Source organism: Cellulophaga sp. F20128 (genome assembly GCF_023015805.1).
In the GTDB taxonomy this organism is placed as follows: domain Bacteria; phylum Bacteroidota; class Bacteroidia; order Flavobacteriales; family Flavobacteriaceae; genus Cellulophaga.
On the sequence record NZ_JALKBA010000010.1, the window covers coordinates 101,812 to 118,049 of the forward strand.

Genomic DNA, 16,238 nt, shown 5'->3' on the forward strand with positions numbered 1-16,238 from the left:
GTCCCTTTTTTTATTTGAATAACCAAACTACTTCTTTTTATTCTTATACTTCACATAACTAAGATCTGGAGTTTTGCTCTTTGGCTTAACCCTGTCCTTATACGGTGGTTTTGGCTTGTTGGCCGTGTAAATTTTCTTCTTAGGAGCAGTCTTGGCAAAGGCTTCAGCAGGTGTTTTTGGATTTTCTTTGGTACCTCTTAAATGAATAACTAAGCCATTTAAAAAATTACGCAGCACTTGGTCCCCGCATTCCATATACTTAGGGTGATCTTCTTTTCTAAAAAAAGCACCCAATTCACTCGTAGAGATCTTAAAATCTACCAATTTTAAAATTTCCACAATATCATCATCACGTAACATTAATGCTACCCTCAATTTTTTTATTATATCGTTGTTGGTCATTATCTTATAATTTATTACAAAGTTACTATAAATATACCATTGATACATAAACATGATACAGTTATACAGTTTTAAAAATATATACTTTAGCCCGTTTTAAAATGAATTATATTGCATATCAATTCATTGGATATGCGTCAACAAACTGTTTATTTAAAGAAGTTAAGTATTTTAGTAGATTTAATCGATTTTGCCAAAGTAAATGGGTTGCTCGAATGTGAATACGACTTTTTACAAGAGGCAGCCACAGATTTAGGCGTGGATACAATTATTTATGAATCGCTTTTTGATGTTGAAATTGAAAAAACAAAACCTAGAACGCAATCAGATTGTATACAACACTTGTATACCCTTGTTCAATTATTTAAGGTAGACCACAAACAATCCATAGTAGCACTTAATAGGTTGCATCATATTGGCGTAGCTATGGGGCTATCGCCTGTAGCCATACAACAAGTACTATCCCTAATGCACAACTATCCCAATAAAGATGTGCCTTTTGCTGTGGTAGAAAGCACCCTTATGGCGCAATACAACTAATACTTCCTTTTCCTTCTAGTACACTAATTGCAATACGTAGCTTGTAAGACACAACCTTATGATCACTTTTTGATGGCTAAAATCAAAATAAACGCCATTTTGTCACTTATCTTTTGCTGAAACACGCCAATACGTCATGTATATTGAGTTGGTACAGCATTTGACTATTGCTATACCAAAGAATAGAAGTTTAATTCAAACATTAGTAATTATGAGTATAGTAAAAAATAACAACGCAAGTTTTCCATCTTTATTAAATGAAATTTTTAATGCAGATTGGTACGGAGGTTTAGAATCTCAACGGGTTTCTTATCCGCCAGTAAATATTAAAGAGGGTGAAAAAGATTTTACCTTAGAAATGTTAGTTCCTGGTAGAAGTAAAGACCAATTCAATATAGAGATAGATAAAAGCATATTAACTGTCGCTGTAGCGGATGAAATTTTAAATACAGAAGCGCAAAGCAAGTATTCTGTACGCGAGTTTAAACTAAAAAGTTTTAAAAGAACTTTTAGTTTACCAGATGCTGTGAGTGTAGAAGCAATTAGTGTTCAGTATGAAAACGGAATTCTAAGGTTTACACTTCCTAAAAAAGAAGAAGCATTACCAAAACCAAAAAGGGTATTGGAAATTGCTTAAAACGAATATAAGAAATTGTTTTGCATCATTACGCAAGATGATGATTGATTAAGTTGGTTGGTTTGTAAAGTGTCCAGGGGGTTATCTCTCTGGGCATTTTTTATTTCTCTTGCAGGCGTTTTATTTCATCTCTTAATTTAGCGGCCTGTATAAAGTCCAATTCCTTGGCGGCTTTTTCCATGGCTTTTCTCTTTTCACGTACCATTTTTTCCTTTTGCTCTAGGGTCAAATAGTTGAGATCGGGTTCCGCTGCACGTACTTCCTCTTTTTCAAAATGATAGGTAGAGACCGAGTTTTTAGAAAGTACGCTGTCCAAACTTTTATTCAGCGCTTTGGGAGTCATATTGTGTTTGGTATTGTAAGCTATTTGCCGTTCGCGCCTATAGTTGGTTTCATCCATTGTTTTCTGCATGCTTGCAGTAACTTTATCCGCATACATTATGGCCCTACCATTCAGGTTTCTGGCGGCTCTACCTACCGTCTGCGTCAAAGAACGGGCACTTCTTAAAAACCCTTCTTTATCGGCGTCTAAAATAGCTACCAAAGAAACTTCCGGTAAATCCAAACCTTCACGCAAAAGGTTAACCCCAATAAGCACATCAAAAATACCCTTTCTAAGGTCTTGCATAATTTCCACTCGTTCCAAGGTATCTACATCACTGTGTATATATCTACAGCGAATACTAATTCGGTCTAAGTATTTGGCCAATTCTTCGGCCATACGTTTCGTTAAAGTGGTAACCAATACCCGTTCGTCTTTTTCAATTCGCAAGTGCATTTCTTCTACCAAATCATCTATTTGGTTTAGGCTTGGGCGTACCTCTATAATGGGATCCAACAAGCCCGTAGGGCGTATCACTTGCTCTACAAATACCCCGCCACTGAGTTGTAGTTCATAATCCGCCGGGGTAGCACTCACGTGAATCACTTGGTTTTGTATTGCTTCAAACTCTTCAAACTTTAGGGGCCTGTTGTCCATCGCCGCCGGAAGTCTAAATCCGTATTCCACTAGGTTTTCCTTTCTACTCCTATCACCTCCATACATGGCGTGTACCTGTGGTATGGTTACATGGCTTTCATCAATCACCATTAAGTAGTCATCCGGAAAATAGTCCAACAAACAAAAAGGTCGTGTCCCAGGTTCCCTACCATCCAAATACCTAGAGTAGTTTTCAATACCCGAACAATACCCCAATTCACGTATCATTTCCAAATCAAAACTAGTCCGTTCTTCAAGGCGTTTGGCTTCTAGATGTTTTCCTATTTCTTTAAAATAATCTACCTGCTTCACCATATCTGCCTGTATGGCATGAATGGCATTTTGTAGAATGTCCGGGGAGGTTACAAACATATTGGCAGGATAGATATTCAACGTTTCGTATTTTTCCAGTACCTTATTGTGTAAGGGGTCAAAAGCCTCAATTTCCTCAATTTCATCCCCAAAAAAATGAATTCTAAAAGCGTGGTCTGCATAACTCGGAAAAACATCAACCACATCTCCCTTTACCCTAAAATTCCCATTTCTAAAGTCGGCCGTAGTTCTCGAATATAAACTCTGTACCAGTTGGTGTAATAATTTAGTTCTAGAAATGACCTGGTCTTTGTTGATGGTAATTACATTTTTTTGAAATTCCACTGGGTTTCCTATACCGTACAAACAAGAAACCGAAGCCACTACCAATACATCCCTTCGGCCAGAGAGTAGGGAAGAGGTAGCGCTTAAACGTAATTTTTCTATGTCTTCATTAATCGATAAATCTTTTTCTATAAAAGTTCCAGTGGTAGGTATATAAGCTTCGGGTTGGTAATAATCATAGTACGACACAAAATACTCCACCGCATTCTCAGGAAAAAACTGCTTAAATTCAGAGTAAAGTTGAGCGGCCAAGGTTTTATTGTGGGCCAATACTAGCGTTGGTTTTTGTAGTTGTTCCACCACATTGGCAACGGTAAAAGTTTTTCCAGAACCAGTAACACCCAAAAGGGTTTGGTGCTTGTCACCTTCGTTAATTCCTTTGATCAATTCTGTAATAGCCTGCGGTTGGTCTCCCGTAGGTTTAAAATCGGATACCACTTTAAATTTCATGGTTTAAAAGTACTAAATACCATAGAAAAAGCAACCAAATAAAATGGGTATTTTGGGCGCTCGGGCGGGCTTTACGCTGTACTCCGTTTTGCCAGTAGGCAAATACGGGGTGCCGCTACAATCCCTAGCGCAATCCTATCGTTTTAGAGAAAAATGACCGTTAAAATCCCTGCCATCTTCTAATTTTGCCCGAAACCAGTAATCAGATTCCGGAACAGGTTTGCCATTATGTGTGCCATCCCATCCGGCAGAAGTGGGTGTAATTTTGGAGATTAAAACACCGTATCTGTCAAAAATAAAAATAGAACTATTGGGCTGAAACTGTTCGTTTAAACCGCTAATTTGCCAAGTCTCATTGGCTGTATCCCCATTGGGGGTAAACATTTTTGGATACCCTATAATAGATATTTTATAAGGCGATGTTACTCCACATCCCTTTTTATCGCGTACATACACATCTAAAAAGCCAACCGGAAGACCGCTAAAAACATTGCTGTCTTGGTAAGGTCCAATACTATCATTTATAGCATATTCATAATCGCCATCTCCAGAGACAAGTACTGTGATCACGTTATTTTTCCGGATATCCTTAACTTCTACATTGGTAATGATTGCAATATTAGACGGAGTAACCTTAAAATTTTTGCTGTTGGTACATATTTGCAGCCCTCCGCGGTAGCTGTATCCTAATTCCAATCGATAATCTCCTATTTCTGTAAGGGTAATAGTGCTAGTAGAGGCAACCAATACCTCTTGGCCATTGGCCTCTGTTTTGTACCATTCATAACTGTCAAACCCATTCTCTGCCGTGAGTTCTAAAACGGGGTTATCGGTACAAAAATAATATTCATCCTCAATAATAACCTTGGGTATAGGTTGTACGTTGAGGCTAATCTCTTCTACGCCTTGGCATTGATTAAAAGCTTCCAAACGTACATATATTGTTGCGGTTTCAGAACTGTAATTTGCACCAGAAACGGCGTTTATTTCTAAAGACGCATCTTCTTTAGAGGTGTACAAGCTAACGTCGAACCCTAAAAAATTGCTAGCAATTATAGCATCCAAGTCAAAATACCCAGTTTCTTTTCCATCATTAGGGTCGCTATCACAAGCGTAGTAAGGCAGATTTGTTGGGAGGCTTATACTGGCTGTGGTAGGGTTTACTATTAGATTAAGGCTTCCGTAAGAACTACAACCAAGGGTATTGGTAACACGGGTATAAAGAGTTTGGTTGGTGGCCGTAGTATTGATAAACCCTATAGGATTAGCAATAGGTTTGTCTGCATCCCTATCCGCTTCCGACGCATAAAAAGCTACCTTATTCCCGGCCACTCCATTGGCAATATCAAAACTGGCCTGTTCCAAATTAAAGGCCGTATACCCGTCTGTGGAAGCGGTGGCGCTATCGGTGTCCAAATCGCATTGCGTTAATGTGGGGTTGTTTATAACAGGCATAGCGTTTATACTGAGTTGTGCTTCTCCAAAAATGGAACATTCAGATGGATCCGCAGGAATAATTTCTAGGGTGTATTTCCCCTCATCAGTTAATGCTGCTTGGGTAACGCTGAAAACAGAACCATTTGGGTTAGCAATAGGATTTCCATTGTGCGTCCAGTTGTAGGTTGCTCCTGGTATATTTGTGGCTTCTAAAATAAAAGGGCTGGCCTCACAAACCGTTAAACTTGTGCTGGTAGTACCATCCGAATTTTTTACCAAGCCCGTTTTAGCAAAGAAAGATTGAATAAAAGGAGGCAATCCTTGTGTGGCATGCTTTCCGTTCAAATAAATGGCATTGTGTTGGTAACCGGCCGCTGTTCCTAGTTGGTTGGGATTGTTAATAACGCCCAAATAGCGCGAACCTTCGTCGTAAGATACGGCTAAGGACCGGTAAATTTTACCATTTTCAGCCAATTGCAGTGCCCCTCTATAAATATTGCGTTCGTCTAATACAACCTGTGAAGCAGAAATGTCTCCTGCTTTAAGATTAAACTGAAGCAGGTTTGATGATTCCGTATCAAGCCCTTGCACCGCATTATAGGCTACCACATAGAGTAATTCGTTGTTGGGAGAAAATTCTACTCCATAAGGATCTTTATTGCTAGCCCGTATGGCAATATGTTGTTGATTGGCGAGGACCCCTGTACTAGCGTCAAAGTCATACAGGTAAAGACCATCTTTTACATTTGCAGCTGCCATTTTTGTGCCATCTGCAGAAAGTTTTAAATACCCTCTATTATCAGAGATTGCGATGCTATCAAAAGTGTTTATTACAGGTGTCATCACAACGCCTGTGTCATTTACTTCAAAAGCAAAAAACGTATCAAAAATTTCAGTGTTACCACTTTCAGAGCCATAGGCAATTACCCAAACAGATTTTTCAAAGCAATCCTTAAGAACAGCTGTTATCTTTTCAGAGCAATTAGCGAGTAAGTTTTTATTTTTTTGGGTAATAGCACCGGCGCCTGCATTGAGCGATAGGTCTACAGTGGAGTAGTTTAGTCCATAGTCTTTATCCGTGCCGCCTAGTGAAGTATCTACGGTGAAAATATAGAAAATATGGGTGTCTTTTTGATTGGGTACTATAAGAGCCGATTGCGAACTGGAAGGATCACCGTACAATCCTGTGCCGTTTTGCATGATATCATGGGTGCTGGTATAAACCGTAATACCATCCGTATAAAACAATAAATTGCCGTCGCTATCCGAAATGGTAGCGCAACCTTCTTTGGTGTTTAGTTTTCCGTCTGTAACAGCAGTAACACTGCCATTGCCATTAAAGCTAAGACCCGCACCTTCTCCAAAATACCAGTTTGATGCTTCACTCTGGCTAAAAGAAAAGAGAGGCAATAGAATGGACAAAACAAGGAGCCTCATATATAACTTCATATTCGCGTTCTCTAAAACGCTTCAATATAGTTATAAATCTCGTTTTTTCAGTAAAGCATAGGATAAATAGATAAAAACAGCTGTCCAACATAAGACAATCAATAGTTGTGATCCATGAATGCTGTAGTCCCCAGATATATCTTCTCCTACCTGTTGTGCAGCAGTTTTAATAACACTTAGCCTACTTGCCGGTTCAGGAATGGTACTCCACATAGAACCAAACGGAAAAAACCGCGAAACAGAATCTGCAAATTCTTTGGAATAATTAGAGCTTAAATAGATATACGGAATTATTTCTGCGCCAATAAACCAGATAAATAAAAAGCCTAAGGCAAAAGCAGATCGCTTTACCAACATACCAACAAAAAAGCAGAACGAGAAAAACCCTAAAAGCTTTACAAAATAGGCAGCCAGATACTCCAGGTCAGAGAAGATGATAGCTACTTCCGTATAATCCGAATAAAGTAATCCCAAAACTAAAGAAATTGCAAAAATAAAAACCGTAGAGACCAGTGCAAATACGGCAATGGTTAAAAACTTAGACAGAATAAATTCCTTTTTTGAAAGGCCGTCTATTAAATTTTGTTTTATAGTCTTATTGCTGTATTCATTGGCAATCATAGAGACAATAACAATGGCTAAAAACAACTTTAGAAAAGCAGCCACAAAGGTGTTAAAATGCCAGATATATGGGAAGTTAAAAATCCCAATATCTGCGATATGGAATTTAAGAGGGCCAAAATCTACCTTGATCATAGAAATCCCGGCAATGAGTATCATTAATATAAAATAGGATAACACAAGAACTTTACTAGCTCTATTGTTCCATAATTTAATAAATTCTATCTGTAATAAGCGCAACATAATTTTTAGTTTTTTTGGTGGGTATATTTAGTTAGATTGGTTCTTGGTGAGTTCAAGGAATTGTTCTTCCAAGCTTTCTTTTCGTTTCACCAAATGCGATAAAATAATACCAGTGCTAAAGAGCACTTTGTTTAAATCTTTTGCACTTATTTCTTTATTTGGAAAACCAGTGACTAGTCCGTTTTCTTCTTTAAAAGAATCAAAATCAGGATTGTCTTCTAAAAACTTCTTAAGAAGTGATAGATCGTCCGTCTTTAATTCAAAAAAGCCATGACTGGCCAGCATATCTCCAACACGACCCGAATAGAGCTTTTCTCCTTTGCGTAAAATTACAACATGGGTGCACACCTTCTCAACTTCATCCAAAAGGTGAGATGCCAATAAAATTGTAGTGCCTTGGGATGCAATTTTCTTTATAATTTCTCGTATCTGATGAATCCCTTGAGGGTCTAATCCATTTGTGGGTTCATCCAGGATCAAAATTTCAGGATCGTTCAATAGGGCAGAGGCAATGGCTAACCGTTGCTTCATGCCAAGGGAATAGGTTTTAAACTTGCTGTTTTTTCGGTCTAGGAGTCCAACCAATTCTAATTTTTCTTCTATTTTTTCAGTACCCACTTCCTTAATCTTACAAACCAATTTAAGGTTTTGAACGGCGGTCATATAGGGGTAAAAATTGGGGCGTTCAATAATAGCCCCTACCTTTTTTAAGGCTTGGTGGGTATTTACGTTTCCATCAAACCAGCTAAATTCACCTTGAGTTTTGTTTACTACATTTAAAACAATACCCAAAGTAGTAGATTTACCACTGCCATTGGGACCTAAAATTCCGTAAACATTGCCTTTTTCAATTGTAAAAGAGAGGTCTTTTACTGCTGTTAAATAACCAAATTTTTTGGTGAGATTTTTTACGGTGAGAATAGTTTCCAAGAGTTGGCGGTTTTAAGATTGTTATGGTCATAAGACGACTGCCTATAGTTTTTGTTACAAAAAAATGAAGAATAGTATCAAATAAGAACCACCTTGTTTTATTCAAGCACCATAAAATGGAAGTGTAGGTGTAATAACCTTGGTCTAAAAAGCCAAATACCGTTAAATAAATCGCTTTTTTTTGAGAATACAATAGTTTATCCTATTTTATGATAATAGGCACACATTTTGCACTAAATTAAGTAGTAATATCGAGCTCTAGGGAATTTTAAGGAATACCATATAAAGCCGACTTATAGTGTAAATTTGTAGGAAAGGAATAACTAAAAATGATAAAAGATATGTTGACTTGGAAAGACGTAATAAAATTTGCGAATAAAGGCAATCTTGCACCCGATAAACGGGTAGAAAAAACGGAAGAAGAATGGCGCAGCTTGTTAACGCAAGAACAATTTAGAGTTACACGTAACGCGGGTACAGAAGCCGCTCATTCAGGTGCCCTTTGTACAAAATATGATGCTGGAAAATACAATTGTGTGTGTTGTGGTACGCCTTTATTCGATTCTACTATTAAGTTTAGTTCGGGAACGGGGTGGCCAAGTTTTTCACAACCCATCAAAGAAAATGCCATTAAATATATCAAGGACAGTTCGTTTGGAATGGTACGGGTAGAGGTGCAATGTAATACCTGTGACGCTCACCAAGGGCATGTGTTTCCTGATGGTCCAGAACCAAGTGGGTTACGCTATTGCGTTAACTCTGCGGCTATGGTTCTTCAGGAAGAAGAAAGCGAGGATTAAATGAAGCTAGAAACGGTAACAATAGCTGTTGCGCACCTTTTTAAGTAGGCTTTACGAGGCTTCCCTTCATGAGCAATGAGTGCAACAAAAGAAAGACCGCCAAATTCGGTAAATAGAGATATATTAACGAAATTAATACAGACAAAATTGGAGATACTACACGACAAAGAAAATAAACGTTTTACCATGGATGTAAAGGGTGAAATGGCAAAAGTAACCTATACACTTAGGGATGGTAAAATGTACCTAAATTATTCTGAAGTGCCCAATGCCTTAAGAGGACAAGGTATCGGAAAAATATTGGTAGAAAAAACCTTTGAAAAACTAACAGAAGAAGGGTATACCGCCGTTGCCGTTTGTAGTTATATAAAGGCTGTGAAAAACAGAAGCGATTATTGGAAAAATAAAATCGAATAATAGCAGATTTTATAAATTGAATCGGTATTGCCAATTCATTACGATTAAAAAAAGCGCGGATTACAATTTTTAATGGGTAGGAAACGTAAATACAAGCCTTACATACATAAGAACGATAAATTTTGGATTTAAAACTAAACATACAAGATTATTTTAATAAAGAATTACCAGCAGATCCTATTCTAGAAAATAGTAGGAGGCAAGTAACAGAAGCTTGCTTCTCTTTTGTTACCCCCAAAAAAACAGAGAAACCTGAATTGTTACATGTGTCTTCTGAGATGTTAAAAACATTGGGGTTAACAGCAGAAGACGGGGCAAGTGCCGATTTTTTAAACGTATTTACCGGAAACCAACTGTTGCCAAATACCAAGCCGTATGCCATGTGTTACGGCGGACATCAATTTGGGAATTGGGCGGGGCAATTGGGAGACGGGCGCGCCATTAACCTCTGCGAAGTAACACACACTACTAAAAATTGGGCACTTCAGCTTAAAGGTGCTGGGGAAACCCCCTATTCTAGAACGGCAGACGGATTGGCAGTGCTGCGTTCTTCAATCCGGGAATACCTGTGCAGCGAAGCCATGTATCATTTAGGTGTCCCTACCACACGGGCACTATCCTTGGCGTTAAGTGGAGATCAGGTTTTAAGAGATGTGTTGTATGATGGGCATCCAGAATATGAAAAAGGCGCCATTGTATGCAGAACGGCCCCCTCTTTTATTCGTTTTGGTAATTTTGAAATAGTTGCAGCAAGAGACGACAAGAAAACGCTAAAAACTTTGGTAGATTATACCATAAAACATCATTTTTCTCATTTGGGCGCCCCTTCTAAAGAAACTTATATTCAATTTTTAAAAGAAGTAGCAGATCAAAGTTTAGAAATGGTGATGCATTGGCAACGAGTAGGCTTTGTACATGGCGTTATGAATACAGATAACATGTCAATTTTAGGGTTGACCATTGATTACGGGCCCTATGGTTGGTTAGAAGGATACGATCATAATTGGACACCGAATACAACAGACCGTGCACACAGTAGGTATCGCTACGGGACCCAACCCAAAATTGTATTGTGGAATTTAGTAAAGTTGGCAAATGCTTTATATCCACTCGTAGAAGAAGCGGCACCCCTTGAAGCAGTATTGCATAACTATAGTGATACGGTTGAGGTGGCCTATTTAACCATGATGCGGGGTAAATTAGGATTGGAAAACGAGCACGAAAACCATGCTAGAATTGTCACAGAATTAGAACGCTTGTTACAAGAGTCGGAAACAGATATGACTATTTTTTTTAGAAATTTAGCCAACCTACCAAAAGATAAGCCCGTAGACTGGTTTAAAGTAGTTGGTACTGCTTTTTATGCCCCTTTAGAAATTACAGATGAACTGAAGTCAGATTGGAATCTTTGGTTTATAGACTATTCAGAAGCCTTACTAAAAGAAGTACAAACAGACGATGAACGTAAGCTTAAAATGAATCTCCTTAACCCAAAATATGTATTGCGTAATTACATGGCCCAATTGGCAATAGAGGATGCTGATAAAGGGGATTACGAATTAATTGATGAATTGTACCAACTCCTTAAAAAACCCTATGAAGAACAGCCAAAAAACGAAAAGTGGTTTGTAAAACGCCCGGAATGGGCAAGGAATAAGGTAGGTTGTTCCATGTTATCCTGTAGTTCCTAATTCATTTTTAAAACACGTAGTACGGCAACATAAATTAGGCTGGGCTTGGTGATGTTACGGAATAGTGACTTAGAAAAAAAATGAGCTACATTTTATACTACTAATCTGTAAGTTTGTAGTTATAAGCAAGACCAATTACCAATATTTTAATACCGAACAAAATGAATAATATTAAAAAAGTATATATCGCAGGAGGATGTTTTTGGGGTATGGAAGACCTCTTTCGGGTGCGTCCAGGAATTAAAGATACCGAAGTAGGTTACCTTGGGGGAGAAAACGACGAACCAACCTATAAAAACCATCCCGGACATGCAGAGGGGATAGAATTAACCTATGACCCTAGAGCAACTAATTTTAGAGAAATTCTAGATTATTTTTTTAGAATTCACAATCCAACAACCATGGACCAACAAGGGAACGACTTGGGTTCTAGTTATAGGTCGGCCATATTTTTTCAGAATGAAGAAGAAAAAGCAATTGCCGAAGAAGTTATCAAAATCGTAGACGACTCCAATAGGTGGGAAGGTAAAATAGTAACTACTTTAGAACCATACACACACTTTTGGGCTGCAGAACCGGAACATCAAGATTATTTGCTTAGAATACCAAATGGCTACACCTGTCATTTTGAAAGATTTGGCACCTTTTTAAAAGAAAAAGCTTCTTAAAAAGGCAGAAGAGGAACCCATATTTTGAACCTATGAACAACAACAGTAATATAGGATTTGGTACTGCCGCTATTGGTAGACCGCTGTATATAAACTTGAAACAAAATAAGGAAGCAGAAAAACCATTTTCATTAGCAGAATTTAAAGCCAACGGTATGCAAACCTTAGAAGATGCATACAACAACGGCATCCGTTGTTTTGATACTTCTCCAGGTTACGGCCTGGCAGAAGAATTGATGGTAACTTGGTTGGCTCATAAAAAAGACCCTTCCATAAGCGTGTCTACAAAATGGGGATATACCTATGTAGCAAATTTTGATCCTAAAGCAACTGTACACGAAATAAAAGAGCATTCGTTACAGAAGCTCAATGAACAATGGGCATATTCCAAAAAGCTAATGCCTTATCTAAAAGTGTATCAAATACATTCAGCTACCTTAGATACGGGGGTTTTAGAGAATGAAGCCGTTTTAAATCGTTTGCACCAGTTAAAAAAAGAAAACGGACTTATCATTGGTTTAACAACCACTGGAGCAAATCAAGTTGAGGTGCTTCAAAAAGCATTGGACATCACTGTAGCTGGCGAACAATTGTTTCAATCTTTTCAATGTACTTTTAATATTTTAGATCAAAGTGTATTGCAGTGTAAAGAAGCTTTACAAGCCTTACAAGGCTCATTGATCATCAAAGAAGCATTGGCAAACGGCCGTTTACTGCCAAATACAAGGTATTCAAAATACGAAGGCCTTTATGGTTTTTTAAAGGTGTTGGCGGCACAGTATTCCGTAGGTGTAGATGCCATTGCCCTGCGCTATTGTATGGATAGCTTTGTAGGGGCTACTATTTTAAGTGGAGCTACAAACAAAGGACATCTTTTGGCTAATCTTGAAGCGCATACCTTTAGCTTAACGATACCAGAATTGGAAAAATTAAATGCATTTGGAAAAAGTTCCGAAGCCTACTGGAAAGAGCGCAAAGCATTGGCTTGGAATTAGAATCCATATAAAACCACTACTTTATCCCATAGGATGGCGTTTACAAGGCCATAAGCGCTATGCAGTAGTTATTGATATTGAAATAGAGATACAAATACACTAAAACAGTTTATTATGAAGGCAATTTGGAACAATCAAATTTTAGCAGAAAGTGATGCCACAGTGGTGATAGAAGGAAATCATTATTTTCCAATAGAAAGTATAAAGAAAGAATATTTTAAATCTAGTGATATGCACACCCATTGTCCATGGAAAGGACAGGCATCTTATTACACTTTGGATGTGGATGGGAAAACCAATGAGGATGCAGCTTGGTATTACCAAGAACCATCGGCCCTAGCAAAAGGAATAAAAGATCACCTTGCTTTTTGGCGTGGGGTAACTATCATAGACTAATAGATAATGAATAAGCATACCTTATAATTGAAAAACGTAAAAAAAATAGGATTTGGAGGTGGTTGCCATTGGTGTACCGAAGCAGTTTTTCAAATATTGAAAGGTGTTCACACGGTAGAACAAGGATGGATCGCTTCAGAAGGAGATGCATGTGCGTTTTCGGAGGCGGTTATTGTTACCTATGACGCCACTGAAATTTCACTAGATATTTTAATTGCAGTGCATGTACATACCCATAAAAGTACGGCTAGCCATAGTATGCGTAAAAAATACCGTTCTGCAATCTATTATTTTAGAGGGGAAGATGTTGTTCCTATAAATCAAGCGTTAACAAGCTTACAAGTAACAATTCATGAGCAATTAATTATTCAAGTTTTACCATTTAAAAGCTTTCAGGCATCACAAGAAGCCCTACAAAATTACTATAAAAAAGATCCGCAAAAACCATTCTGCGAAAAGTATATCGACCCAAAACTTATCCATATCCTACAAAAATTTTCTAACTTCACTAAAAAAGAAGAAACAAAACATTTAATTGAGACGGAGCAATGCAAACAAAACTGAAAATAAAAAACAGAAAAGGGATTGCGCTACACGCACATTTGGAAGTGCCTGCCAATCAAAAGCCATTACAATTTGCCATATTTGCACATTGTTTTACATGCAATAGTACCTTAAATGCGGTAAAAAACATTAGTAGGGCGTTGACCAAACACGGTTTTGGAGTATTACGGTTCGATTTTACAGGATTAGGAAGAAGTGAGGGTGACTTTTCAGAAAGTCATTTTTCAGCGAATATTAGCGATTTATTAGATGTGAGTAAGTACTTGGAGGAGCATTATAAAGCCCCGGGACTTATAATAGGTCATTCCCTAGGAGGTGCAGCAGCTATTGTTGCTGCTTCAAAGCTAGACAATATAAAGGCTGTTGCTACTATTGGGGCGCCAGCAACGTCGGATCACGTAACGCATTTGTTTTCCCATAGTGTTGAGGAAGTACAAGACAAAGGTGAAGTTGAGGTACATATCGGAGGCCGTCCATTCACTATAAATCAGGAATTTGTGGCCAATTTTAGTAAAACAGATTTACCTGAAATAACTAAGAATTTACGGAAACCTCTATTAATTATGCATGCTCCGTTTGACCAAGTTGTTGGGATTGAAAATGCACATAAATTGTATACGGGCGCACATCACCCCAAAAGTTTTGTCAGTCTTGATCAGGCTGATCATTTACTGAGCAATACTCAAGATAGTGTATATGCTGGGACAATGATTGGTACTTGGGCACAACGCTATTTTCCGGTACAGGATAACGAAATGTTACAACCAGAAGGCGAACAATTGGTAGCCCACTTAGATATCATAGAAAATAACTTTACCACGCAAATTCAAACTAAAAAACATAGTTTTATTGCAGACGAACCCAATAGTATTGGAGGAGATGATTTTGGACCATCGCCTTATGAATACCTTAACGCGGCAATAGCGAGTTGTACAGTAATGACCTTGAAAATGTATGCAGAACGTAAAAAATGGGACTTACAAGAAGTCTTTGTTTACATTTCGCACGCTCGGAAGCATAGTGATGAACTCCAACTGGATGTAGAGAAACCAGGGTACCTTGATCATATTTCAAAAAAATTAAAATTTGTCGGGAATCTTGACGAGGCACAAAAAACACGTTTAAAAGAAATTGCTTCAAGGTGTCCTGTACATAAAACAGTGGCAGGAAAAGTGATTTTTGACACTGAAATTTTAAACTCATAAAACTTTGAAAACACAAATTTACCAGCGGTTTAAAGAAGTGAGGTTGCAAACGGAACAATTGTGTAGTCCCTTAGAAATTGAAGATTATTCGGTGCAGCCCATTCCAGATGTTTCGCCACCCAAATGGCATTTGGCACACAGTACTTGGTTTTTTGAAGCCTTTATACTTCAGGAATACAAAGGAGGTTACACGGTTTTTAATGATGATTATGCCTATCTCTTTAATAGTTACTACAACAATGCAGGAAAACGTGTATTACGTCCTAATAGGGGGTTAATGACAAGACCTACAGTACAAAAAGTGCTTGAGTATAGGGCCTATGTTACGGAACAAATTTTGGGTTTGTTGGAGGTAAACGCTTCTTTAGAAGTCCTTGAATTATTGGAAATTGGTATTAATCATGAGCAGCAACATCAAGAGTTGTTGGCGTATGATATAAAATATATTTTAGGCCATCAACCTACATTTCCTTCGTTTGCCACAGCAGCACATCTTACAAAAGAAACCCATAACCAAGGTTTTAATACCATTGCTGAGGGGGTTTATGAAATTGGTCATAAGGACACCAATTTTTGTTTTGATAATGAATTGGGGGTACATAAAGTGTATCTAAATGCTTTCCAAATTTCAAATGCATTGGTAACCAATGCAGAATATATCGCATTTATAGAGGATGGCGGCTATTCTAATTTTAACCTATGGCATGCTGAAGGTTGGGACTTTATCAAGCAAAAAAATATTGAGAGCCCTATGTATTGGTATACCATAGATGACCAATGGCACTATTACAACTATAATGGCTTGCAGGCTGTAGATCTAGAATTGCCCGTTATGCACCTTAGTTATTATGAGGCCTTTGCTTATGCAGAATGGAAAGGAATGCGTTTGCCTACAGAATTTGAGTGGGAAATAGCATCTAAAAACCTAGATTGGGGACAATTGTGGGAATGGACATCAAGCGCGTACCAACCCTATCCTAATTTTAAAAAGGCCCCTGGGGCCTTGGGCGAATACAACGGAAAGTTTATGGTAAGTCAGCAAGTATTGCGCGGTGCTTCTGTTGCAACACCACATAATCACAGTAGAAACACCTATAGAAATTTTTTTCATCCCAGTTTGCGATGGATGTTTTCAGGAATTAGACTAGTAAAATAAA

The 16,238-nt window shown here is 38.0% G+C and carries 16 protein-coding genes; 11 read left to right on the top strand and 5 right to left on the bottom strand.

The features are described from left to right. Window positions 1–27: 27 nt before the first annotated feature. Window positions 28–402 carry a DUF1456 family protein gene (locus MWU65_RS11295; RefSeq protein ID WP_247078026.1) on the bottom strand — a complete coding sequence of 125 codons (375 nt, stop codon included), beginning with the start codon at window positions 400–402 and terminating at the stop codon, window positions 28–30. A 111-nt stretch (window positions 403–513) separates the two neighbouring features. On the opposite strand from MWU65_RS11295, the gene MWU65_RS11300 reads away from it, so the two are divergent. Together MWU65_RS11300 and MWU65_RS11305 are read left to right on the top strand one after the other, a co-directional pair. After that, window positions 514–942: a TerB family tellurite resistance protein gene (locus MWU65_RS11300; protein WP_247078027.1), complete on the top strand. Its 429-nt coding sequence runs from the start codon at window positions 514–516 to the stop codon at window positions 940–942. 211 nt (window positions 943–1,153) lie between these two features. Continuing rightward, the gene (locus tag MWU65_RS11305; protein ID WP_247078028.1) at window positions 1,154–1,579 is read left to right on the top strand and encodes an Hsp20/alpha crystallin family protein; all 426 of its coding nucleotides are present in this window, start codon (window positions 1,154–1,156) and stop codon (window positions 1,577–1,579) included. A gap of 100 nt (window positions 1,580–1,679) precedes the next feature. Here MWU65_RS11305 and uvrB read toward each other — a convergent pair whose 3' ends face one another. The 4 genes from uvrB to MWU65_RS11325 form a co-directional block, all read right to left on the bottom strand. Continuing rightward, window positions 1,680–3,665 (bottom strand): excinuclease ABC subunit UvrB, encoded by a 1,986-nt coding sequence (gene uvrB, locus MWU65_RS11310; protein WP_247078029.1) that lies wholly within the window; start codon window positions 3,663–3,665, stop codon window positions 1,680–1,682. A gap of 135 nt (window positions 3,666–3,800) precedes the next feature. Next, window positions 3,801–6,551 (bottom strand): T9SS type B sorting domain-containing protein, encoded by a 2,751-nt coding sequence (locus MWU65_RS11315; RefSeq protein ID WP_247078030.1) that lies wholly within the window; start codon window positions 6,549–6,551, stop codon window positions 3,801–3,803. A gap of 30 nt (window positions 6,552–6,581) precedes the next feature. Beyond that, the gene (locus MWU65_RS11320; protein ID WP_247078031.1) at window positions 6,582–7,415 is read right to left on the bottom strand and encodes an ABC transporter permease subunit; all 834 of its coding nucleotides are present in this window, start codon (window positions 7,413–7,415) and stop codon (window positions 6,582–6,584) included. Between the two features lie 27 nt (window positions 7,416–7,442). Next, window positions 7,443–8,345, bottom strand: coding sequence for an ABC transporter ATP-binding protein (locus MWU65_RS11325; protein WP_247078034.1), 903 nt, complete (start codon window positions 8,343–8,345; stop codon window positions 7,443–7,445). A 341-nt stretch (window positions 8,346–8,686) separates the two neighbouring features. Between MWU65_RS11325 and msrB the strand changes: the two genes are divergently transcribed. The 9 genes from msrB to egtB all read left to right on the top strand — a co-directional run bounded on the left by msrB (window position 8,687) and on the right by egtB (window position 16,237). Next, window positions 8,687–9,145: a peptide-methionine (R)-S-oxide reductase MsrB gene (gene msrB, locus MWU65_RS11330; protein ID WP_247078068.1), complete on the top strand. Its 459-nt coding sequence runs from the start codon at window positions 8,687–8,689 to the stop codon at window positions 9,143–9,145. A 75-nt stretch (window positions 9,146–9,220) separates the two neighbouring features. Further along, window positions 9,221–9,562 carry a GNAT family N-acetyltransferase gene (locus tag MWU65_RS11335; protein WP_247078036.1) on the top strand — a complete coding sequence of 114 codons (342 nt, stop codon included), beginning with the start codon at window positions 9,221–9,223 and terminating at the stop codon, window positions 9,560–9,562. 119 nt (window positions 9,563–9,681) lie between these two features. Further along, window positions 9,682–11,253 (top strand): protein adenylyltransferase SelO, encoded by a 1,572-nt coding sequence (locus MWU65_RS11340; RefSeq protein ID WP_247078070.1) that lies wholly within the window; start codon window positions 9,682–9,684, stop codon window positions 11,251–11,253. Between the two features lie 161 nt (window positions 11,254–11,414). Further along, the gene (gene msrA, locus MWU65_RS11345; protein ID WP_247078037.1) at window positions 11,415–11,921 is read left to right on the top strand and encodes a peptide-methionine (S)-S-oxide reductase MsrA; all 507 of its coding nucleotides are present in this window, start codon (window positions 11,415–11,417) and stop codon (window positions 11,919–11,921) included. A 32-nt stretch (window positions 11,922–11,953) separates the two neighbouring features. Beyond that, a complete protein-coding gene (locus MWU65_RS11350) occupies window positions 11,954–12,916 on the top strand; it encodes an aldo/keto reductase (RefSeq protein WP_247078038.1) in 963 nt (320 codons plus the stop codon). A gap of 114 nt (window positions 12,917–13,030) precedes the next feature. Continuing rightward, window positions 13,031–13,312, top strand: coding sequence for a DUF427 domain-containing protein (locus MWU65_RS11355; protein WP_247078039.1), 282 nt, complete (start codon window positions 13,031–13,033; stop codon window positions 13,310–13,312). Between the two features lie 27 nt (window positions 13,313–13,339). Continuing rightward, window positions 13,340–13,876, top strand: a complete 537-nt coding sequence (locus MWU65_RS11360) for a peptide-methionine (S)-S-oxide reductase (RefSeq protein WP_247078040.1) — start codon at window positions 13,340–13,342, stop codon at window positions 13,874–13,876. Next, window positions 13,861–15,081 (top strand): bifunctional alpha/beta hydrolase/OsmC family protein, encoded by a 1,221-nt coding sequence (locus MWU65_RS11365; protein ID WP_247078041.1) that lies wholly within the window; start codon window positions 13,861–13,863, stop codon window positions 15,079–15,081. Before MWU65_RS11360 ends, MWU65_RS11365 begins: the two co-directional genes overlap by 16 nt. Before the next feature lie 4 nt (window positions 15,082–15,085). Beyond that, window positions 15,086–16,237, top strand: a complete 1,152-nt coding sequence (gene egtB, locus MWU65_RS11370) for an ergothioneine biosynthesis protein EgtB (RefSeq protein WP_247078042.1) — start codon at window positions 15,086–15,088, stop codon at window positions 16,235–16,237. The last annotated feature ends 1 nt before the right edge of the window (window position 16,238 follow it).

What these genes read in the sequence shown, in the direction of transcription:
- MWU65_RS11295 (WP_247078026.1), bottom strand. Translation starts at nt 402, where the DNA reads ATGACCAACAACGATATAATAAAAAAATTGAGGGTAGCATTAATGTTA.
- uvrB (WP_247078029.1), bottom strand. Translation starts at nt 3,665, where the DNA reads ATGAAATTTAAAGTGGTATCCGATTTTAAACCTACGGGAGACCAACCG.
- MWU65_RS11315 (WP_247078030.1), bottom strand. Translation starts at nt 6,551, where the DNA reads ATGAAGTTATATATGAGGCTCCTTGTTTTGTCCATTCTATTGCCTCTC.
- msrB (WP_247078068.1), top strand. Translation starts at nt 8,687, where the DNA reads ATGTTGACTTGGAAAGACGTAATAAAATTTGCGAATAAAGGCAATCTT.
- MWU65_RS11350 (WP_247078038.1), top strand. Translation starts at nt 11,954, where the DNA reads ATGAACAACAACAGTAATATAGGATTTGGTACTGCCGCTATTGGTAGA.
- MWU65_RS11365 (WP_247078041.1), top strand. Translation starts at nt 13,861, where the DNA reads ATGCAAACAAAACTGAAAATAAAAAACAGAAAAGGGATTGCGCTACAC.
- MWU65_RS11335 (WP_247078036.1), top strand. Translation starts at nt 9,221, where the DNA reads ATGAGTGCAACAAAAGAAAGACCGCCAAATTCGGTAAATAGAGATATA.
- MWU65_RS11305 (WP_247078028.1), top strand. Translation starts at nt 1,154, where the DNA reads ATGAGTATAGTAAAAAATAACAACGCAAGTTTTCCATCTTTATTAAAT.
- msrA (WP_247078037.1), top strand. Translation starts at nt 11,415, where the DNA reads ATGAATAATATTAAAAAAGTATATATCGCAGGAGGATGTTTTTGGGGT.
- MWU65_RS11355 (WP_247078039.1), top strand. Translation starts at nt 13,031, where the DNA reads ATGAAGGCAATTTGGAACAATCAAATTTTAGCAGAAAGTGATGCCACA.
- MWU65_RS11320 (WP_247078031.1), bottom strand. Translation starts at nt 7,415, where the DNA reads ATGTTGCGCTTATTACAGATAGAATTTATTAAATTATGGAACAATAGA.